The 21,173-nt window shown below is 60.9% G+C and carries 19 protein-coding genes; 6 read left to right on the top strand and 13 right to left on the bottom strand.

Annotation, left to right across the window (positions count from 1 at the left end):
• Positions 1-282: 282 nt before the first annotated feature.
• Positions 283-1,005 carry a pirin family protein gene (locus tag PMI22_RS10055; protein ID WP_007947050.1) on the top strand — a complete coding sequence of 241 codons (723 nt, stop codon included), beginning with the start codon at positions 283-285 and terminating at the stop codon, positions 1,003-1,005.
• A gap of 98 nt (positions 1,006-1,103) precedes the next feature.
• Here PMI22_RS10055 and PMI22_RS10050 read toward each other — a convergent pair whose 3' ends face one another.
• A complete protein-coding gene (locus tag PMI22_RS10050) occupies positions 1,104-1,979 on the bottom strand; it encodes a LysR family transcriptional regulator (protein ID WP_007947051.1) in 876 nt (291 codons plus the stop codon).
• A 113-nt stretch (positions 1,980-2,092) separates the two neighbouring features.
• Here PMI22_RS10050 and PMI22_RS10045 point away from each other — a divergent pair, with 113 nt between their 5' ends.
• Together PMI22_RS10045 and PMI22_RS10040 are read left to right on the top strand one after the other, a co-directional pair.
• Positions 2,093-3,304 (top strand): YbfB/YjiJ family MFS transporter, encoded by a 1,212-nt coding sequence (locus tag PMI22_RS10045; RefSeq protein ID WP_007947053.1) that lies wholly within the window; start codon positions 2,093-2,095, stop codon positions 3,302-3,304.
• A gap of 275 nt (positions 3,305-3,579) precedes the next feature.
• Positions 3,580-4,515, top strand: a complete 936-nt coding sequence (locus PMI22_RS10040) for an alpha/beta hydrolase (RefSeq protein ID WP_007947054.1) — start codon at positions 3,580-3,582, stop codon at positions 4,513-4,515.
• On the opposite strand, the gene PMI22_RS10035 is transcribed toward PMI22_RS10040, so the two are convergent.
• Positions 4,487-6,301 (bottom strand): ABC transporter ATP-binding protein, encoded by a 1,815-nt coding sequence (locus tag PMI22_RS10035; RefSeq protein ID WP_007947055.1) that lies wholly within the window; start codon positions 6,299-6,301, stop codon positions 4,487-4,489. The genes PMI22_RS10040 and PMI22_RS10035 overlap by 29 nt on opposite strands.
• Positions 6,302-6,675: 374 nt before the next feature.
• Positions 6,676-7,692 (bottom strand): AraC family transcriptional regulator, encoded by a 1,017-nt coding sequence (locus PMI22_RS10030; RefSeq protein ID WP_007947056.1) that lies wholly within the window; start codon positions 7,690-7,692, stop codon positions 6,676-6,678.
• Positions 7,693-7,859: 167 nt separating this feature from the next.
• Between PMI22_RS10030 and PMI22_RS10025 the strand changes: the two genes are divergently transcribed.
• The 3 genes from PMI22_RS10025 to PMI22_RS10015 all read left to right on the top strand — a co-directional run bounded on the left by PMI22_RS10025 (position 7,860) and on the right by PMI22_RS10015 (position 9,898).
• Positions 7,860-8,711: a 3-hydroxybutyryl-CoA dehydrogenase gene (locus PMI22_RS10025; RefSeq protein ID WP_007947057.1), complete on the top strand. Its 852-nt coding sequence runs from the start codon at positions 7,860-7,862 to the stop codon at positions 8,709-8,711.
• Entirely contained in the window at positions 8,698-9,300 is a 603-nt protein-coding gene (locus PMI22_RS10020) for a TetR/AcrR family transcriptional regulator (protein ID WP_007947058.1), read from the top strand. Before PMI22_RS10025 ends, PMI22_RS10020 begins: the two co-directional genes overlap by 14 nt.
• Before the next feature lie 184 nt (positions 9,301-9,484).
• Positions 9,485-9,898, top strand: a complete 414-nt coding sequence (locus PMI22_RS10015; RefSeq protein WP_007947060.1) for a VOC family protein — start codon at positions 9,485-9,487, stop codon at positions 9,896-9,898.
• A gap of 60 nt (positions 9,899-9,958) precedes the next feature.
• On the opposite strand, the gene PMI22_RS10010 is transcribed toward PMI22_RS10015, so the two are convergent.
• From PMI22_RS10010 to PMI22_RS09965, 10 genes are all read right to left on the bottom strand, one after another.
• Positions 9,959-11,185 carry an RtcB family protein gene (locus PMI22_RS10010; RefSeq protein ID WP_033049421.1) on the bottom strand — a complete coding sequence of 409 codons (1,227 nt, stop codon included), beginning with the start codon at positions 11,183-11,185 and terminating at the stop codon, positions 9,959-9,961.
• 67 nt (positions 11,186-11,252) lie between these two features.
• On the bottom strand, positions 11,253-14,003 hold the full coding sequence (metC, locus tag PMI22_RS10005; RefSeq protein ID WP_007947062.1) for a cystathionine beta-lyase: 2,751 nt from the start codon (positions 14,001-14,003) through the stop codon (positions 11,253-11,255).
• Positions 14,004-14,025: 22 nt separating this feature from the next.
• Positions 14,026-14,682 carry a glutathione binding-like protein gene (locus tag PMI22_RS10000; RefSeq protein WP_007947063.1) on the bottom strand — a complete coding sequence of 219 codons (657 nt, stop codon included), beginning with the start codon at positions 14,680-14,682 and terminating at the stop codon, positions 14,026-14,028.
• Entirely contained in the window at positions 14,679-15,275 is a 597-nt protein-coding gene (locus tag PMI22_RS09995; protein ID WP_007947064.1) for a hypothetical protein, read from the bottom strand. Before PMI22_RS09995 ends, PMI22_RS10000 begins: the two co-directional genes overlap by 4 nt.
• Before the next feature lie 17 nt (positions 15,276-15,292).
• Complete coding sequence (locus tag PMI22_RS09990) at positions 15,293-16,129, bottom strand: amino acid ABC transporter ATP-binding protein (RefSeq protein WP_007947065.1); 837 nt, start codon at positions 16,127-16,129, stop codon at positions 15,293-15,295.
• Positions 16,116-16,904, bottom strand: a complete 789-nt coding sequence (locus PMI22_RS09985; RefSeq protein ID WP_007947066.1) for an amino acid ABC transporter permease — start codon at positions 16,902-16,904, stop codon at positions 16,116-16,118. Before PMI22_RS09985 ends, PMI22_RS09990 begins: the two co-directional genes overlap by 14 nt.
• A complete protein-coding gene (locus tag PMI22_RS09980) occupies positions 16,894-17,628 on the bottom strand; it encodes an amino acid ABC transporter permease (protein ID WP_007947067.1) in 735 nt (244 codons plus the stop codon). Before PMI22_RS09980 ends, PMI22_RS09985 begins: the two co-directional genes overlap by 11 nt.
• Entirely contained in the window at positions 17,625-18,836 is a 1,212-nt protein-coding gene (locus PMI22_RS09975; RefSeq protein WP_007947068.1) for an aminotransferase class I/II-fold pyridoxal phosphate-dependent enzyme, read from the bottom strand. The genes PMI22_RS09980 and PMI22_RS09975 overlap by 4 nt, the downstream gene beginning before the upstream one ends.
• The gene (locus PMI22_RS09970) at positions 18,833-20,257 is read right to left on the bottom strand and encodes an FAD-binding oxidoreductase (protein ID WP_007947069.1); all 1,425 of its coding nucleotides are present in this window, start codon (positions 20,255-20,257) and stop codon (positions 18,833-18,835) included. The genes PMI22_RS09975 and PMI22_RS09970 overlap by 4 nt, the downstream gene beginning before the upstream one ends.
• A complete protein-coding gene (locus PMI22_RS09965) occupies positions 20,254-21,105 on the bottom strand; it encodes a transporter substrate-binding domain-containing protein (protein WP_007947070.1) in 852 nt (283 codons plus the stop codon). The genes PMI22_RS09970 and PMI22_RS09965 overlap by 4 nt, the downstream gene beginning before the upstream one ends.
• Positions 21,106-21,173 lie beyond the last annotated feature (68 nt).

A 21,173-nucleotide genomic window follows, 5' to 3' on the forward strand; every position in this document is an offset into this window, starting at 1 on the left:
CCTGCTCGCGAAAGCGGTCTGTCAGTCACCAGCAGTGCTGAATGTGACACCGCCTTCGCGAGCAGGCTCTCCCACAGGGGGGAATGTACCCGGCATTAAAAGGGTCCTGTGCATTATGGGCAATCATGGCATCAGCGTCGGATAAGAATACGTGATCACCCGCACACAATCGTCAACCCTAAAGAGACAGTGTTTCAATTTTCACCCACTTATTGCATCAACCAGTAACCATTAACCTTCTCCTCACTCGGACGAATCAACGTCCCCACAGGAGATTTCATCATGCTGACCCTTCGCAAAGCCTCTGATCGCGGCGCGGCCAATCACGGTTGGTTGAAGTCGTTCCATACCTTTTCCTTCGCCAATTACCGCAACCCGAAAGAGCAGGGTTTTTCCGACCTGTTGGTGATCAACGATGACCGCGTGGCCGCCGGTAAAGGTTTCGGCCAGCACCCGCACCGCGACATGGAGATTTTCTCCTACGTGCTCGACGGTGCGCTGGAACACAAGGACACGCTGGGCACCGGTTCGGTGATCCGCCCCGGTGACGTGCAGTTGATGAGCGCCGGAAGTGGCGTGGCCCACAGCGAGTACAACCACTCGGCGACACGGCCCGTGCACTTTCTGCAAATCTGGATCGTGCCAGAGGTGAGCGGCGCCAAACCGCGCTATCAGCAGGAGCACTTCAGCACGCAAAAGAAACGCGGGCGTCTGCAACTGATCATCTCCCCCGACGGCGACAAGGGTTCGTTGAAGGTGCGTCAGGACGCACGGGTGTACGCCGCGCTGATCGACGGCAAGGAAAGCGCCGCGCTGGAACTGGCCGCCAATCGTTATGCCTATGTGCACGTGGCCCGAGGCAGCGTCGAACTCAATGGTGTGCAGTTGCAGGAAGGTGACGGCGTGCGGGTTCGTGATGAGCAAGTGCTGACGTTGAGCAACGGTGTGGATGCTGAAGTACTTGTGTTCGATTTGCGCCCGCAAGAACTGCCTGAGATGCCATAAGATCAAGAGCTCGCAGCCTCGTTTCACTCGGCAGCTGCTACAGGGTTTTGCGTACACCTGCAGCTGTCGAGTGAAACGAGGCTGCGAGCTTTTCGCCGTCACTCACCCGTCCCGGAAAACACCGCGACAATTTCATCAATCACCGCCCGCACCCGCGCGGTGTGCCGCAAGTCGGCGTGGGTCACCAGCCAGACGTCATAGGGCAACGGTCGCGTGCGTTCCGGCCAGAGCCTGACCAGTCCGTCCCGCTCGCCCATGTACACCGGAATTTCCCCCAGCCCGATGCCCGCGGCAATGGATCGACGCACCAGCAGGCCGGAGCTCAGGCTCGACACAATCCGCCCGCGCGTCAACGGTTCCGACACCAGTGTCATGTCCTTGTGGCTTTGCAGGTACGGCTGATACACCACCAGATCATGCCCCTCAAACGCCGAACCCGGCGCCGGTACACCGTGTGCGTCGACATACGCCTGAGACGCAAAAAGACCCACCGGCCAGCGGGCGATTCGGCGCGCGATCAGGTCCGGGTTATCCGGCCGGGTATTGCGCACGGCGATGTCGGCTTCGCGTTTGGCCAGGCTGAGAATCTGCGTCGAGGCGTCCAGTTGCACCCGCACGTCGGGGTGCTGCTGATGCAGGCGCGCAATGGCCGGGATCAGGAAATCGATGGCCATGGAGTCAGTGGTGCTGACCCGAACGAGCCCGGTCAACCGGTCGTCCAGCCCTTGGATCTGCCGCTGCAGTTCCAGTGCCGAGCGCTCCATTTTTTCCACCGCCGCCAGCGCCGCTTCGCCGACGGCGGTGAGTGCGTAGCCTTCGGAGGTGCGCAGAAACAACGTCGCACTCAACGACTTTTCCAGCGCCGTGATGCGCCGGCCCACCGTCGCTTGATCAACCCCCAGCACCCGCGCTGCGCCGCGCAGTGTCGACTCTCGGCAAACCGCCAGGAATACCCGTGCGTCATCCCAATTCATGCGGCTCCCTCAGTGATGCATATACGCATCACCATAGCGCAAAATCGCTGCGTTAATGCATTGGATACTCACGATAGGCTGAAGGCCAGTGTCAACCTCACAGGAGCCTTCTCATGCACAGCTCATCGACTACCTCGCGCAGCGCGATCTGGCTGCCAATCTTTGCCGGCCTCAGCGCCAGCCTCGTCAGCATTGGCCTGGCGCGGTTTGCGTACACGCCATTGATTCCATCGTTGATTCAGGCGCACTGGTTTTCCGCCCGCGACGTGGTGTACCTCGGTGCCGCCAACCTGGTCGGCTATCTGATTGGCGCCCTGATCGGCCGCCCCGTCGCGCAGCGCACCTCCAACAAAGCCGCGCTGCGACTGATGATGTTTGCCGTGACCTTGTCGTTCTTCGCCTGTGGCTTTCCCTTGTCGGTGAGCTGGTTCTTCGGCTGGCGCCTGCTGTCGGGCATTGCCGGTGGCGCGATCATGGTGCTGGTGGCCGCGACGGTACTGCCACATGTACCGGCGGCGCGCAGAGGATTGGCCAGTGGCGCGATTTTCCTCGGTATTGGCTTGGGCATTGCCGGTTCGGGGACGATTGTTCCGCCGTTGCTGAGCCTTGGCTTGCAACAAACCTGGTTCGGCCTTGGCCTGCTGTCATTGGTGCTGACCGCCGCCAGCTGGTTCGGCTGGCCGTCAGAGACGCACCACGCTGCCGCTACGCCAGCAGTCGCAGAGCCGAAGACGGCCACTGATCCACGGGTTTACCTGCTGTTCGCTCAATACGCATTCATGGCCGCAGGGCTGGTGCCTGCGATGGTGTTCCTGGTGGATTACGTGGCCCGCGGGCTCGGTGCCGGGCAGCACGTCGGCGCGCTGATTTGGGTGATGTACGGCCTTGGCGCGATTATCGGGCCGGTCAGTTATGGGTTTCTGGCGGACCAACTCGGCGCGAAGGTCAGTATTCGCGTGGTGCTGGTGATACAGGCAATTGCCGTTGGCCTGTTGGCGATCTCAAGTTCTTTTACGGCGCTGGCCTTGCTGGCGGTGCTGCTCGGCTCGTTCCCGCCGGGCATCGTCCCCTTGGCGCTGGCACGGGTTCACGAACTGATCCCGCAACATCACCAGCAGCAAGTGGCCTGGAGTCGCGCGACGGTTTCGTTTGCAACGTTTCAGGCCCTCGCCGGGTTTGCCTATTCGGCGCTGTTCAATGCTAGCGGCGGTCATCACGCTTTGTTGTTTGTCATCGCGGCCGGTGCAATTGTGGTTGCGCTGCTGCTGGAACAGGGCATGCGTTTGCTGAGCCGTCGTGATGGTTTGATGCCCGCATTGAACTGAATCAGCGCCACCTTATTGGGAAGATTGTGTTGAAGGTGGATTGATCGGGCTCCAGTAAGATCAGCTTTGGCAGCTATGGCCCCATCGCCAGCAGGCTGGCTCCCACAGTGGATCGCGTTTTTTCTGGTAGAACCCGGTCAATTGTGGGAGCGAGCCTGCTCGCGATGGGGCCCGATCATTCACCCCAAAACCTCATACGGCTGTCGAATTTGTCCCCGCCCCCGCCACGCATCTGTTAAAACCCGTCTTTTCCCGCAGACCTTCCGGACCGCCGTATGTTGTCGAGTTGGATGAGCCGCTTGGGCCGTCGCTGGCTGCCGATGCTGTGCATGGCCGCATTGATCGTCGGCCTGCCGGTGAGTTGCGGTGTGCTCAAGTACAAAGAGCGCGAATTGCTGTTCCGCATCGAGCCGGGTACGGCGGGCTGGTACCGCGGCTTGCCGGACGATGTGCAGGAGTTCGACATCAAACCCGCCCGATTCAAGGCCGGGCAAAACCTCCACGCCTGGTGGTGGCCGGCCGCACGCCGTGATGCGCCGTCGATCCTCTACCTGCACGGCGTACGCTGGAACCTGACGGGCCAGGCGTTTCGCATCGAGCAATTGCGCGCCATGGGCTACTCGGTGCTGGCCATCGACTACCGTGGGTTCGGTCAAAGCAAAGGGGATCTGCCCTCCGAAGCCAGCGTTTATGAAGACGCCCGAGCCGCCTGGGAGCGCTTCACCCAGATGCAACCGGACGCCAACAAACGTCTGATCTACGGTCACTCCCTGGGCGGCGCGGTGGCCATCGACCTTGCGGCGGACCTGACCGCACAGGCGAAAAAGCAACAAGTCGAAGTGCCGGTGCGCGGTCTGGTGATCGAGTCCACGTTCACCTCGCTGGGCGATGCCGTGGCGCAAGTGGCCGACAGCAACCTGCCGGTGAACTGGCTGCCGGTGCGTTGGCTGGTGTCGCAGAAATTCGATTCCCTCGACAAGATCGTCGACATCGACATGCCGCTGCTGGTGGTTCACGGCCTGGCCGACCGGTTCATGCCCTCATACTTCAGCCAGCAGTTGTTCAACGCCGCCAATGAACCCAAGCGCCTGCTGCTGGTGCCCGGCGGCACCCATAACAACAGCATGAGCCTGGGGGGCAGCCAATATCGCCAGGCGCTCGAAGGTTTGATGAAAGCAAAACCTAGCGGTAACCCCGGGCTTGCAGGTTGAACAGCTGCGCGTAGCGTCCGCCCGCCTTCACGAGATGGTCGTGATCGCCGCGCTCAAGGATCGCCCCCTGGTCCAGCACGATGATGTGGTCCGCATTGCGTACGCTGGAAAAACGATGGGAAATCAGCAACGTCATGCGACTTTCGGTGTGCTCGCTGAAATGCTCGAATACCGCCGCTTCCGCCGCTGGATCGAGTGCCGACGTCGGTTCGTCGAGAATCAGGATATCGGCATCGCGCCGCATGTAAGCACGCGATAGCGCGATCTTTTGCCACTGCCCACCTGACAACTCTTGCCCACCGGCAAACCATCGACCCAATTGCGTGGCGTACCCTCGATCCAGACGCTCGATGAACGGTGCAGCCATGCCCTGCGCTGCCGCGTCCTGCCAGCGCTGTTCATCATTGAACGCCAACGTGTCGCCGACGCCGATGTTTTCACCGACCGAAAACTGGTAGCGGATGTAATCCTGAAAAATCACGCCAATGCGCTGTCGCAGCACGTCCTCCTTCCAGGTCTGCAAATCGCTGCCATCGAGCAAAATGCGGCCTTGATCGGGTCGGTACAAACGGGTCAGCAATTTGATCAGCGTGGTCTTGCCCGAACCGTTCTCCCCCACCAGCGCCAGGCTGCGCCCCGGAACCAGGTGCAGGTCGATGCCCTCCAGCGCCGCACGACTCGCCCCGGGATAACGAAAACCGACGTTCTCGAAACGCAAACCATCGCCGGGCACCGCGCCCTCGGTGAGATGTCCGGAATCGGCCACCACCGGTTCGGCCAGGTATTCATAAAGACTCGACAGGTAAAGGCCGTCTTCGTAGAGACCGCTGATGGCGCTCAAGCTACTGCTGACCGCCGTTTGCCCCTGCTTGAACAACACCAGGTACATGGTCATTTGCCCAAGGCTGATATTGCCGTGAACGGTATCGACCACCACCCACGCATACGCCAGGTAAAACGCCGAAGTACCAAGCAGGCCGAGGACGAATCCCCAGCCATCGCGACGCAACGTCAACCGGCGGTCTTCGGCGTAGAGACGCGCGAACGTGTCGCGATAGCGCTTCAACAACAGCGGCGCGAAACCGAACAGCTTGACCTCTTTGATGTACCCCTCGTGGGACAGCAGCGTCTCGATGTAATTCTGCTGCCGACTCTCCGGCGCTCGACGGGTGAACAGCCGAAAAGCATCCCCGGAAAAGTGTGCCTCGGCGAAAAACACCGGTAATGCACCGACCACCAGCAGCACCAGCGCCCACGGCGAAAAGTGCACCAGCAACACGCCGAAGCTGATCAGCACAATCAGGTTCTGGATCAACCCCAACGACTTCATCACCAACGCCAGCGGACGGGTCGAAGCCTCGCGCCGCACCCGCACCAGCTTGTCGTAAAACTCGGAATTCTCGAACTGCACCAGCGACAACGTCTGGGCTTTCTCCAGAATCATCGTGTTGACCTTCTGCCCCAACTGCACCCGCAACAGCGACTGCTGAACCGACAACGCCCGCTGAGTACCGGACAACAACGCCAGCACCCCCGCCTCCATCAACACATAACGCACCACCGGCCACAACGGCGCACTGCCTTGCTGCGCATGCAACTGCATGGCACTGACCACCGCGTCGACAATGCGTTGACCTATCCAGGCGGCCAGTGCCGGGAGGACACCGGCAATCAGAGTGGCCAGGACCAGGCCGAGGAATAATCCGCGAGAAGTGCCCCAGACCAGCAGCAAGGCACGTCGGGCCTGGTCGAACAAGGCGGTGAAGCGGTTAAGGGCCGCAGGCATGGGGACTGGCTCGCAGAGAACAAACAAGGTGTCATGGTACTTCAGCCCGGCAACGAGCCCGGTGCGAATCAACTGTAACGTTTGTTCGCTTGACGCGAGCACGCGTCAGGATGAGGATCGACCGACTTTCAGAGGTCGCGCATGAATAGAAACGAATATCTGCACGTATCAGCAGAGCTCCTTTTCCTGGAAAAGCAGCTAGCTAAACCTGGGTTCAGCAAGCTAACTGCTATGTCCATTCGCTCTCGAATTGCGCAATTAAAATCATCCCTTGAAGTGGGTAGTCAGAACACGGACCACTTTGCAAAGGTCGTCATTACGTACCGTGGCTCCCCCGTTTCAGGTACTCCCGAAACAGAGAGAGAAAGTCCACTTCATTCCACACCCACCTGAAACCGCGCCCGATACCGCCCCGGGCTCTCCCCCGTCCATTTCTTGAACGCCCGATGGAACGCACTCGGTTCCTGAAAGCCCAGCCGCTCAGCGATGTCACTGATGCTCGCCTTGCTCTGGCGTAATTGCTCAAAGGCCACGCCTCGCCGCACCTCGTCCTTGATCTCTTGATACGAGCACCCTTCGCGCTCCAGTTTGCGGCGGAAGGTGCTGGGGCTCAGGTGTTGTTCCAGGGCGAAATCCTGCAAGGTCGGCCATTCGCTGTAGTCGCTGTTGCGCAGGCGCTGGTGGACTTGCGAGGCCAGGCCATGCTGGTTGCGGAAGCGGATCACCAGCCATTGCGGGGCAGTGCGCAGGAATACTTTCAGCGAGGCCAGGTCTTGCACCACCGGCAGGCGCAGGTAGTGACTGGCGAATTCGATTTCGGTGCGCTCGGCACCGAAGGTCAGGTTGGGGCCCCACAGCAGACGGTCGTCGCTGAGGGACACGCGTTCATGACGGAAGTCTGCGCGGTCGATGGGGATGCGCCGCCCGCCGAGCCAGCACATCAGACTGATCATCAGCACCAGGAACGTCTCTTCGCCGAAACGGCTGACGTCGTCGTTTTGCGCGTGGCTGTCCAGGCTGATGAATGCGCGCTTGCCGCGCACGGTCAGGGTGCCGCGAAAGTCGCGCAGGAACAGGCCGAAATTGGCCAGGCACTGGCGCATGGCTTTGTGCAGGTCGGGTTCCTGAATCAAGGCGCGGCAGATCAGGGCGAAGCTGCCCGGCGGCATGCCGTGGGAGTCGAGGCGGAAAAACTCGTCGTTCAATTCGCGGATCTGAATCAACCACAGCTCGGCAAACGCGCTTGCCGGCACCCGCGCCGTGGGCTCGGCCATCAACGCCTGGTCGATGCCGGCCTGTTCCAGTGCAGCCTTGAGGCGCTGTGGATCACCCGCCAGCGCATGGATCATTGCCTGCACGAAATAAACGGCAACCGAGTCGTTTTCCCGCATGTGAACGTTTCTCTCCCTAACACTTGAACTGGCAAAAAACGCCAGCACCGTTGAACAGTTGCGGCATAGGACAACCGGGCTGCCGGTTCTAGACTCGCGGCCAATAGTACGCCTTCGACCGTTGTCACGGCCAAGGTATCGCACGGTATGACCTGAAGGACGGCAACATGAATCTGCAAAACATTGGCGTAATCGGCGCTGGCACCATGGGCAATGGCATTGCGCAGGTCTGTGCGCTGGCCGGATTCAACGTGACCCTGATCGACATCTCCGAGAGCGCCCTGCAAAAGGCCCTGGCAACGGTCGGCAAAAACCTCGATCGTCAGGTCGCCAAGGCAACGTTGACCGAGGAACAGAAGAACGTAGCCCTCGACAAAATTCGCACCAGCACCCAATACGATAGCCTGCAAAACGCGCAACTGGTGATCGAAGCGGCCACCGAAAACCTCGACCTGAAACTGCGCGTACTGCATCAGATCGCCGCGCAGGTCAGCGCCGAGTGCGTGATTGCTTCCAACACGTCGTCGCTGTCGATTACCCAACTCGCCGCCAGCGTCAGCCAGCCTGAGCGCTTCATCGGCCTGCACTTCTTCAACCCGGTGCCGGTGATGGGCCTGATAGAAGTGATCCGCGGCCTGCAAACCAGCGACAGCACCCACGCCCTCGCCCTGGACATGGCGACAACGCTGGGCAAAACCGCGATCACCGCCGGCAACCGCCCGGGTTTCGTGGTCAACCGGATTCTGGTGCCGATGATCAACGAAGCGGTTCTGGTGTTTCAGGAAGGTCTGGCCAGTGCCGAAGACATCGACGCCGGCATGCGCCTGGGCTGCAACCAGCCGATCGGCCCGCTGGCCCTGGCGGACCTGATCGGTCTGGATACCCTGCTGGCAATCATGGAAGCCTTCCACGACGGCTTCAATGACAGCAAATACCGCCCTGCCCCACTGCTCAAGGAGATGGTCGCCGCCGGCTATCTGGGGCGCAAAACAGGACGTGGATTCTATGCCTATGCCTGAACGTTGCTCACGCTTTTCCGAGTACCGGGACAAAGTGCTGGAGTTGTTCTCCAGCAAGGGTTTCGGTCAGGTCGGCATGCGTGAGCTGGCCACGTGCCTGGGGCTTTCCTCGGGCTCGCTGTATCACCATTACCCGAGCAAGCAGCACTTGCTGCTCGACCTGATCGAGGAGTTCTACGAAGAACTGCTGGCGACCCTGGGTCGCCTCGATCAAAAGGGCCCGGCCAAACGCGACAAGCTGCAAAGCCTGATCCGTGCGCACTTGAATCTGCACCGGGAAATGCCGTGGCATTTTCGTCTGGCGGAGCGCGACGCCGGTTGCCTCAATGACGAGCAACAAGCGCGAGTCCAGCACTTGCGCGAGCAATACGAACAGCGCTTGCTGCTGATGATCGGCCCCAAACCCCGGGCCGGTGAACAGGCGCAACGTGCCACCGCGCACGCCATCGCCAACTTGCTCAACAGCGCCCCCGGGTGGCTGATGCAACATTCGCTGAACGAACATGAGCGTGATGAACTGCTGGAGAACCTGGTGAGCGGGGCCATTGAACGCCTGCTTCGACCGTCGGCACCACGCGCCGTGGCCTGAAGACCTGACGCAATGTCAGGTCGACCGCGGTTGAGGCCATAAAACGCAGCGCATCAATAGAAAAAACATCTAAACAAAAATGGCCAATCACTCCCTCTAACGCTTTGCTAAACGGCGTCCAATCACTGCGGAGCTGGCGGTTAATCCAACCTCGTTCGGCTTCCTTCGTTACCGGGAGCACATCATGAAAATCAATCCCTACCTGATCTTCAACGGCAACTGCAAAGCGGCCTTCACCTTCTATGCCCAGAGCTTGCCTGGCGAAATCGAAGCCATGATGACCTTTGGCGAAACCCCGGCCGGCGAACACGTGCCGAAGGATCTTCACAACCTGATCATTCACACCCGCCTCGTCGTCGGGGACCAGGCCATCATGGGGTCCGACACCACACCGGATCGTCCTGTCGATGATATGGCTGGTTTTTCGGTATCGCTCAATGTTGACAGCATCGCGGAGGCGGAACGGGTCTTCACTGCCTTGTCGGAAGACGGCACCGTGCAAATGGCGCTGGAACAGACATTCTGGGCCGCGCGTTTCGGCATGCTGGTGGATCGGTTTGGTGTGTCGTGGATGGTCAATTGCGAGAAGGATCAGTGACTGTCAGACACGAAAAAGCCCAACCTGAAATGGCTGGGCTTTCTATTATTGCCAAAGGGCTCAGCCCTTTACGCACACCACCTGACGCAGGGTGTGCAGCACTTCCACCAGTTCGCGCTGGGCGTGCATAACGTCATCAATGTCCTTGTAGGCCATCGGGATTTCATCGATGACCGCTGCATCCTTGCGGCACTCGACGTGGGCGGTGGCGCGAATCTGGTCTTGGACGGTGAACAGGCTTTTCGCTTTGGTGCGACTCATGGTGCGGCCGGCACCGTGGCTGCAGGAACAGAACGACTGCTCATTGCCCAGCCCTCGGACGATGAAGCTTTTCGCGCCCATCGATCCGGGAATAATCCCCAACTCGCCCTTTTTCGCCGACACCGCGCCCTTGCGGGTGACGAGGATGTCCTGACCAAAGTGCCGCTCTTTTTGCACGTAGTTGTGGTGACAGTTCACCGCCTCCAGCGCCACGTCAAAGGGCTTGCTGATCACTTTGCGTGTCGCCTGAATCACCGATTGCATCATCAGTGCACGGTTCTGTCTGGCGAAGTCCTGGGCCCAGCCCACGGCTTCGACGTAATCAGCAAAATGTCGACTGCCTTCCTCGAAGTAGGCCAGGTCACGGTCCGGCAGGTTGGCGAGGTGCTGGCGCATGTCAGCCTGAGCCAGTTGAATGAACAGGTTGCCAATGGCGTTGCCGACCCCGCGAGAACCACTGTGCAGCATGAACCAGACCCGGTTGGTCTCATCCAGGCACACCTCAATGAAATGGTTGCCGCTGCCCAACGTGCCCAAGTGCACACGATTGTTGGTGCTGGCGAGTTTCGGGTACTTGGCGGTGATTGCCTTGAACCGTGAATCCAGTGCGGCCCAAGCCTGATCAGCCTGTTTCGGAACGCTGTCCCACGCACCTTTGTCCCGGATGCCGCGCCCCATGGTGCGGCCGTGGGGCACCGCTTTTTCGATGGCGCAGCGCAAGCCGTGCAGGTTGTCGGGTAAATCAGTTGCCGTCAGCGTGGTGCACGCGGCAATCATGCCGCAGCCAATGTCGACCCCGACGGCAGCCGGAATGATTGCGCCTTGGGTAGGAATCACACTGCCGATGGTCGAACCCTTGCCGAGGTGCACGTCAGGCATCACCGCCAGGTGTTTGAAGATGAACGGCATCCTGGCGGTGTTGATCAACTGCTGCCTGGCTTCGTTTTCTACCGGGACGCCTTCGGTCCAGAGTTTGATCGGTTTGCCGTGGGCGACTTCCAGCAGTTGGTAGGTACGGTCTTGCATGATCCTGTTCTTTCTATGGGCCGGTGAGTCGGCGTGGTGCTGGCGGTAGAGCCGCCAGTTGAGGCCTTCATAGTAGCGCAGCGAAGCCGCGCTGCAGATCCTCAATCAACGCCTCGACATCCTCCAGCCCGATATGCAACCGCAGCACCGGGTTCAATGAGCGATCCTGCGCACTGTTGCGGTCCTTGGTATCGGCAACCGTGATCAGGCTTTCGTAACCGCCCCACGAAGCCCCCAGCCCGAACACCTGCAACGCATCGATGAAGCGCTCGACATGGCGGCTGTCCGCCTCCATCAGCTCGAACGACAGCAATCCATTACTGCCGTTGAAATCCCGCTGCCACAACGCGTGCCCCGGATGATCGGGCAATGCCGGATGGAACACCCGTTTCACCTGCGGTTGCGCTTGCAGCCAATGGGCGATCTCCAAGGCCTGGCGCTCGTGCACCTCCAGGCGTGGCGCCAGGGTTCGGGCGCCGCGCAGTACCAGATAAGCGTCGTCAGGACTGACCGTGATGCCAAAGGTGTCGCTCATCGCCGCTAGTGGCTGCCAGATGTCTTCACGGGTGCAGACGCTGCCCATGACCACATCGCTGTGGCCGCACAGGTACTTGGTCAATGCCATGATCGAGATGTCCGCGCCAAGGGTCAGCGGTCGGTACAGGTAACCCGAGCCCCAGGTGTTATCGACGGCCAGCAGGATGCCACGGGGTTTGCACAGGGCAGCGATGGCCGGAAAATCACAGAGCTCGTACAGGAGCGAACCCGGGACTTCGGTGTAGACCATTTTGGTGTTGGCTTGCAGTTGCGCTTGCAGGTCGCTGCCGTCCGGGGCGAAGTAGTCGACCTGGATGCCAAATGGTTGAAGAAATTCCCGGGCCAGACGTCGCACAGGTGCGTACACCGCATCAGTGATCAGCACATGATCGCCGGGGCGCAGGTAAGCCAGAAACGTCTGCGCGACCGCCGCCAGTCCGGTGCCGAACAAGCGCGTGCGATATCCACCCTCCAGTTCGGTGACCAGGTCTTCGAGGGCGAACGCCGTCGGATTGCCCCGGGCGCCATAGCTCAGCACTCGCTCGCTGTCACGGCGGGCGCGAGCGTCGCGCATTTGTGCCAGGTTGTCGAACAGCACCGTGCTTAAACGGGTGACCGGCACGTTGACCGATCGACCACCATTGCCTCGCTCGGTGCGTGCGGAATGGATCAGGCGAGTGCGTATCCGCGAGTTTTCAGGTGTTTGTGGCGGCAGCGGTTTGAGGCTGGCGATTTCGTTGTCGCTCATCTGTGCCAACAAACCGATTTCCCATGCCAGGTACTGCCGCGCCGCGTCCTTGTTGCCAGCGTGGCGATCATGGGTAAAGAACAGAAAATCGATGCACTGCTCATCGGAAGGCGAAGCCGGGTTTTCCTGTACTGCGAAATCCGCTGCACGCCAAGCGTCGAGTCCACCGTCCAGAAAGCGAACCTGGGCGCGCAGAGCTTCAGGCAACTCTTGTGTCGCGAATACGGCCAGCAATGGGTCATCAGCCAGCAGTACCAGAGGTCGCTGCTCTGTGGCCAAGTCAGTCGCCAACCGCGAGCGGATCGACCAGCGCGCCCCGGCGATATGGCCCTTGCGATAGGCCATGCTCGGGCGCAGGTCAATCAGCGCAACGGCGTCGTCCTTAAGCGCATCGGCCAGCGCCAGTACGGTGATTGATGGCAACGCCTCGTGTGCAATCACCTCGACCGCGGGCAACGCCAGACCGCAGCTTACACCGCCCTTGAGGACATACGCCTCATGCCCCAACTGTCGCAGCCAACTGCCGACAATCGGCGCGCGCACGCCATCGCTGTCAATCAGCACCAAACGCGCCCGGCGCACGCCGACATACAAATCGGTGGACTGAGTCAACTGCCCGCCCGGGGTGTGTTGCGCCCCCGGCAGACTGCCGGCCGCAAACTCCTCGGCAGTGCGCACGTCGCATAAAAACAGACTGCGATCTCCATCCCCGGCCCACTGCTCGACCTGCGCCGCATCAACGGTCTTGACGCCCGCCCGTTGTGCCAGTTGCGCAGCCACCAGTCGCTGCCCCGGCAAAGCACCAGGGGACACTTCATCGGCATAACGTCGAGTACTGCCATGCTCCAGCTGCAAATCTTCGAGATCCCAGCCTTGGGTGCCGTTCTCCAACGCATAGACAGGGTTTTTCAAACCCAGGTTGATCAGGGTTTGGGCACCAATAATGCTGCGGGTGCGGCCGGCGCAATTGACCACAATCGGCGTGGTGTCGTCCGCTACCAGATCGTGGATGCGATAGCCCAGCTCGCCGTTCGGGCAACACACCGAACCGGGAATGGTCATCTTGCGATACTCATCGAACGGCCGACCGTCCAGCAGCACCAGCGGCTCGCCCCGGCTTTGCCATTCAGCCAACTGCTGCGCGGTGACATGCGGCGTATGACTGGCCTCCTCCACCAACTCGCCAAAGGCCTTGGACGGCACATGCACGCCAGCAAACAGCTGAAAACCGGCGGCCTGCCAGCCATCGGCACCGTCCTCCAATACGTGCACGCGCTGATACCCCAGCGCCTGAAGACGCTGGGCAGAACGGGCAGCGACATCCCCGCCGTTCTGGTCATAGATCACCAGCCGCACCAGAGGATTCGGCGCCAGACGCCGCACCTCCAGCTCCAGTCGGCTATAGGGTAGGTTCACCCCGAAAAACAGGTGGGCCTCGCCATACTGGCCGTGTTCACGCACGTCAAACAGGGCAATTTCCTGCCCGTCGAACAGCCATTGCTGCAGTTGCCCTGGGGTTACGGTCTGGCTCATGAAAGTCCCGCTTGAAAATGAGTTATTGAAGCGCCAGAGAGCGCTCGTTGGCCGCAACGTCCCAGCCCTTCGCATACGCACGCTGAATAGCCGGTCGTGCCTTCAGGCGTTCTCGCCAGGCATGGATATGCGGGAAGTCCGCCAGGTCCTGGCCCTGACGCAACGGCTGGATCCACGGAAAGATCGCCATGTCCGCGATGGAGTAGTCACCCGCCACATACGGCACTTCCGACAGGCGCGTTTCCAGCACCCGATACAATCGCGTCGCCTCGGCATTGAGTAAGTCGAGGGCGAATGGAATCGGCTCCGGTGCTTTCTCCTTGAACACCTGCAACTGGCTCAGGTACGGGGTGATATGCCCGACCTGCCAGAACAACCATTCCTGGACGTTCTGCCGTTCGGCACTGCCCGCTGGTGGCAGGAAACGTCCTGCCTTGTCGGCCAGATAATTAAGGATGGCACCGGACTCGAACAGGCTCAGCGGTTCACTCAAACCTGCGGGGGCATGGTCAACAATCGCCGGAATTCGCCCATTGGCGCTGATTCGCTGGAACGCCGGCTGTTTCTGCTCACCTTCACGAATATTGACCGGCAACACGCGATAGGCCAGCTCCAGCTCTTCGAGCAAGATGCCGATCTTCAACCCGTTGCCGGTGGGCCAGTAGTAAAGATCGATCATGCGTAGGCCTTGATCGACGGTGCCATTTGCGAGGCGTTGTAATTGAGAATGCGCCCGTCGCCTTCAACGCCGTAACGACCGTTGAGCGACTCCAGCGGCAGACCGTAGAGGTGAAAATGCAAGGTCGCTTGCTCGCCTTCGACACGGATGCCGTGCAGGTCGTCCCCCAGAAAGGAAATCGACGTGCCCGGTTGCACAATCACTTCTTTTTCCAGGTGCAACGTGGTGAACCCAGGCTCGCGACCTTCATCGTCACGGGCGTAGACGTAGTTGATTTCCTGGCCTTCGACCGCACTGATGATCGCCCAGGTTTCGTGGTTGTGGGGGATGGTGCTTTTGCCCGGCAACAACGAATTCAGGTACAGCGTCGGCGTGTCGCCGTCGTCATTCAGGCGGTAGCGAAATGCTGTGCTGCCCTGCCCTGGCACTGGCGCGGGGAATTCGTCGAAATTGAACAGATCACGGCGTTCGGCCAGGTCTTCAAGCAGGGCAACGATCTCTCCCAGCGCGGCGCGGTCGACACCACGTTGATTGATGTTACGGATTTTCTTCAGAAAATCTTCGATGACGGCGGCACGGTTATGGGTACTCATGAACAGGCTCCTCGGTGTTAGACGGACAGGCTGTAACGGCCCAGGTTGGTCAACAGATACGGATCATTGGCGACGGCGGGACGACGCCCCGAATCACCCAATGCATGGCGCAAAAACGTTTGGGTGCGCTCGCTGGTCGGGTGCCGGAAAATCTGTGTGGCGCTGCCGTGTTCGACGATCACGCCGTTTTCGGTGAAGTAGACGATGTCGCTGATTTCTTCAGCGAAACGCATCTCGTGGGTCACCAGCACGCAGGTCATACCCTCTTCGGTCAACTCGCGAATCACCGTTAGCACTTCACCGACGGTTTCCGGGTCGAGGGCCGAGGTCACCTCATCGAACAGAATCAGTTCCGGGCGCATCGCCAACGCGCGGGCAATCGCCACGCGCTGCTGCTGGCCGCCGGACAGTTGCCCCGGATAGGCGTCAGCCTTGTGCTCCATGCGCACTTTGGCCAGCAAGGCACGCGCCTGTTTTTCGGCCTCGATCCGGCTGTGGCCCAACACCTTGCGCGGCGCGATCACCAGGTTTTCCAACACCGACAGATGCGGGAACAGGTTGTACTGCTGGAATACAAATCCCACTCGCTTGCGCAACTCGATGCGCTCGGATTCCTGAGACAAGGTGTGAACCTCGGTGGAGTCGACGCGAATGGTGCCGCGCTGCGGCTGCAACAGGCCGGTGATGCAGCGCAAAATGGTCGACTTGCCGGAGCCGGACGGGCCGATGATCGACACGGCCTGGCCTCGGTGCACGTCGAGATCGATGCCTTTGAGCACCGGGTTCGTGCCGAACGACAGGTGCAGATCGCGCAGGCTGACCAAGGGTTCGGCGACGGTTTCAGTAAAAGGCATAACGTCGCTCCAGGCGTTGGGTGAGACGGGAAATCGGGTAGCAATAGGCGAAGAACAGCACCAGCAGGCTCAGGTAAATCACCACGGTGAAACCGGTCATGTTCACCGTGTTGCTGGCGATCTGTGCGGTGTCGATCACGTCGTGCACGCCCACCAACGAGGCCAGTGCGGTGCCCATGGTGATGACCGCATACAGGTTCATCCACGGCGGCAACATGCGCTTGAAACACTGCGGCAGGATGATCGAGCGGAAAATTTGCCCACGGGTAAATGCCAGCGAACGGGCGGCTTCCCACTGGGTGCTGGGGATCGAGGCAATGGCGCCACGGAAGATTTCCGCAACGTTGGCGCTCGCCGGTAAGGCCAGGCCGATGGTCACCTTGACCCAGTCCGGGAACGAGACATAGGCGCTGCCGATGTGGATCTCGAACGGAAACACATAGGTGGTGAAATAGATCAGCACCAGCCACGGCGCATTGCGGAAAATCTGCACCCAGATCCGTGCCGGCAGACGCAACAGCCTCAGCGGCGACAACGCCAACGCCCCCACCAACAACCCCAGCACCGACCCCAAACCGATGGCGACCAGACTGATCAGAATGTTCTGGGCAAAGCCCACGGCCAGTGCCGGCGACCATTGCACCAAGGCCTTGAGCACCGGGCTTTGCGGGGCGAAGTACAGCAGCCAAAGCACGGCGCCAGCCAACACCAGCAACTTGCCGACATGCCGCCGAGGCCAGGCCAGCGGCGCGCTGACGGACGATTCAATGGCCATAGCCGGGCATCCTCAGGCGCGCTTCAAGGTAGCGCCCCACACAATTGACGATAAAACTCAGCAGACCGAAAAAGCTCAGGATCAGAATCATCAGTTCCAGCACGTTATCGCTCTGGGTCCAGATCATGATCGCCGCGTAGGTGATGTCGCCGACCGCAATGGCCGAGGCCACGGCCGTCATCTTCACCAGGTCGATCAGGTTGTTGATCAGCGAGGGCAAGGCGAAGCGCACGGCCAGCGGCAGCTGCACGTTCCACAACAACTGACGACTGTTGAAAGCCAGCGAACTGGCCGCTTCCATCGTCACCGCCGGCACCGCTTCAATCCCCGCACGCAAGGCTTCGGCGTGGAACGCGCCCTTGTGCAACGAGATCACAATCACCACCCAGGCAAAGGGTGTCAGCGGATTGGCCGCGCCGACGGCCTGGGTCAACAGCATGTTCAACACCAGGAACGCGCAATACAGCTGCACCAGCGTCGGCGTGTTGCGGGTGACCTCGACAAATACCCGCGCCGGTTTGGCCAGCCAGGGTTTGCCCGACGTCAGCATCGCGGCCAGTGCGATACCGGCCAGCAGGCTGCCGACGATGGTCAACAGGCAAAGCCACACGGTGGTCAGCGCGCCCTGCGCCAGGGTGCCACGTTGGTAGGCGTCCAGCAGAAAGCTGTAATTCAAGCCGAACCCGGCGACCCAGTGGACGAACACCTCGAGCCAGTGATTCATGGTTCGCCTCGCAATTGTCCGCAGGCGTGAGCGATGCGGCGTCCGGCTTCGACCACGCTGTCAGTCGCGGTGGCGATGGACAGGCGGAACCACGGCGACAAGCCATACGCACTGCCCGCCACGCCGGCCACACCCTCCTCCAGTAAATACGCCACGACATCGGCGTCGCTGTTCAGGCGTATACCGTCCGGACGATAACGCCCAAGCAGACCGGCGCACCGCACGAATACGAAGAAGCCGCCTTGGGGCTCAAGCACCTCAAGTCCCGCGACGTCGCGCAAAGCGCTCACCAACAGATCCCGACGTAGCTGATAAGCCGCGACCTGTTCCGGCAAGAAATCCAGTCCGCCTTCGAAGGCGGCCAATGCCGCGGCTTGTCCAACTGAGGAAGCCCCCGACGTGGATTGCGACTGCACGACCGCCATGGCACTGGTCAGCCCGTGCGGCCCGGCGCCGAAACCGATGCGCCAGCCGGTCATGGCATACGTCTTCGATACGCCGCCCACCAGCAGGCAACGCGGCTGCAGATCCGGCGCGACATTGAGCAGGCTCTGTGCCGGCTGACCGTCAAAGCGGATATGTTCGTAGAGTTCATCCAACAGGATCAGCACTTGTGGATGACGGCGCAGCACCTCGGCGATCGATTGCAACTCGGCCGCGCTGTACACCGCGCCACTCGGATTGCCGGGGCCGTTGAGGATCAGCCAGCGCGTCCGTTCGCCAATGTGTTGCGCCAACTGTTCTGCGGTGACCTTGCAGCCCTGCGCCAGCCCGCATTCGATAAACACCGGCTCGCCACCGTTGAACCGCACGCTGTCCGGAAATGACGGCCAGTACGGTGTAGGCACCAGCACTTCATCGCCGTCGTCGAGGGTCGCGGCAAACGCGTTGAAGATGATCTGCTTGGCGCCGTTGGCAATTACGATGGAGGCCAGCGGATAGTCCAGTCGGTTTTCCTCCTGGAGTTTGCGTTGCACGGCCACCCGCAAGGCTTTCACGCCGGGCGTCGCGGTGTACTTGGTCGCACCGGCGGCGATGGCGGCATAGGCCGCTTGCTTGATGTGTTCGGGGGTATCGAAATCCGGCTCGCCGGTGGTCAGGTCGAGAATGTCGCGACCGGCCTCGCGCAACTCGGTGGCCCGGGATTTGGCGGCGGCATTGGCCGACAGCGAGACGCGTTGCACGCGCTGGGACAGACGAAGGCTCATGACGACGTCACCTCCACGACCTTGCCCGGATTGAGCAGGTTTTTCGGGTCCAGCGCCTGCTTGATCCGTCGCATCAAATTCAGCTCCACCGGGCTTTTGTAGCGCTCCAACAGGTCCCGTTTGCGCTGGCCAATGCCATGCTCGGCACTGATGGAACCGCCGTGGGCGTGGGCGCTGTCGTGCACCAGCAGACTGAGCGCCGCGTATTGAGCCATGTGCGCGTCGACCGTCGAATCCAGCGGGTGGGCAACGTTGTAGTGCAGGTTGCCGTCGCCCAGGTGGCCGAAGGTGAAATGGCGCACGCCCGGAAAATGCGCCTGCAACAGCGCATCGGTGTGCGCGACAAACGCCACGACCTGGGAAATCGGTACCGAGATGTCGTGCTTCATGTTGCGACCGGCACGCTTCTGCGCCTCGCTCATGTTTTCGCGCAATTGCCACAGGGCTTCACTCTGGGCGAGGCTTTCGGCGATCAGTGCATTGGCCAGGAACGCGTTTTCGAACGCCGCGCCGAGCACCTCTTCAAAAGCCTCGCGAGCATGGCTTTCGCTGTGGATATCCGACAGTTCCAGCAAGGCGAACCAGGGTTGAATGGCTCCGAGAAACGGTTGCGGGCCCTCAGGAAACTGCTCACGCAACAACGTCAAGCAATCGGCACTGAGCAGTTCGAACGCAGTGAGGCTGGCACCGAAACCGGCACGGGCATGAGATAGGAACTCCACCGCCTGGGCCAGGGAGTCGAAGGCCAGTAGCGCCGTGGCTTGCGCCTTGGGCAACGGGAACAGTTTCAGGGTCGCCGCAGTGATAATCCCGAGTGTGCCTTCGCTGCCAATAAACAGGTCACGCAGGTCGTAACCGGTATTGTCCTTGCGCAAGCCACGCAGACCGTTCCAGATTTCGCCCTCGGCCGTCACTACTTCCAGCCCCAGCGTCAGCTCGCGAGTATTGCCGTAGCGCAACACCGCCGTGCCACCGGCATTGGTGCCGAGATTGCCGCCGATGGTGCAACTGCCTTCCGCGCCCAGACTCAGGGGAAAGAGGCGGCCGGCTTCACGGGCGACGTTCTGCACGGTTTGCAATATGCAGCCGGCCTCGACGGTCAGGGTGTCGTTGTCGGTGTCCACCGCACGCACCCGGTTCAGGCGATCCAGCAACAGCAAAACGGCACAGCCGCTGGCGTCCGGTGTGGCGCCACCCATCAAACCGGTGTTGCCGCCCTGCACCACCACGGGCGTATCACAGGCCACACAAGCGCGGACCACGGCCGCAACTTCCTCGGTGTTCGCCGGATGCACGGCAGCAACCACCTGCCCGACATAACGTCCTTGTTTATCGGTCAGGTACGGCGCGGCCTCTTCGCTGCTCTGCACATGGCGGGCACCGAGCAGTTGCTGCAACACCTCGAACAACGGCCGACTCATGGTTGCGACGCCAGCGGCGCTGCCTTGCGGTATTGCTCGTGCAGGTCACGCAAAGCCTGGGACGGCGCCATACCGGTACGCTCGCCGAGTTCGAGCAGCCAGCCACTGCGGTGCCAGTCGCGCACGATGGCATCTAGTTTCGCCTGGGTATCGTGCTCGCCTTTGCGCACCCAGATCACCGAGTTGGACGGAATCAAATCACCCGGCAGCGGAATGTCATACTCAGCCCACTCGGCATCGCTCAACAAGGCATGCATAGTCGGGCTAACATGCACCGCGGCAACGCAACCATTGCCGCGTAGCGACAACAGCGATTCCGACTGACTGCGGAAGGCCTTGATCTCGGCGCCGTAGGTTTCCTGCAAGGGCTTGATGAAGTTGCTGCCTTGGGACACGCACACCGGCTTGCCCTTGAGGTCGGCCCATTGCGTGATGCCCGCGCCTTTGCGAATCAACGCCGCGCCGCCGACTTCCTCGTACGGCGTAGGCACGTAATCGAGAATCTCGGCGCGCTCTTCGGTGAACTGCATGTTGGCAATCAGAATGTCGACCTTGCCCTGCTGCAAAAACTGCACGCGATTCGGCGCCAGCACCGAAACCGTCTTGGCCTCGACACCCATCGCCTTGGCGACACCCTTGGCCAATTCCACGTTGTAGCCCAAGTGTTCGCCGGTCTTCGGATCGAGGGTGCCGAACGGCGGACCGCTGAGAATCACCCCGATGCTGATGGCGTGGCGTTCCTCGATCTTGTCCAGCGTGGCGTCGGCCTGGGCGAGACTGGCGAGCATCCCGGCACACCCTGCCAGGCACAGGGTGAACAAGTTTTTTGCGGAGAAATAACGATTCATGCACGACTACCTTGCAAGCCCGTCGCGCAAAACGACGGGCTGTTAAAAACGAGGGGATGGCGGGCCGG

It is taken from the genome of Pseudomonas sp. GM21 (genome assembly GCF_000282215.1).
Classification (GTDB): Bacteria; Pseudomonadota; Gammaproteobacteria; order Pseudomonadales; family Pseudomonadaceae; genus Aquipseudomonas.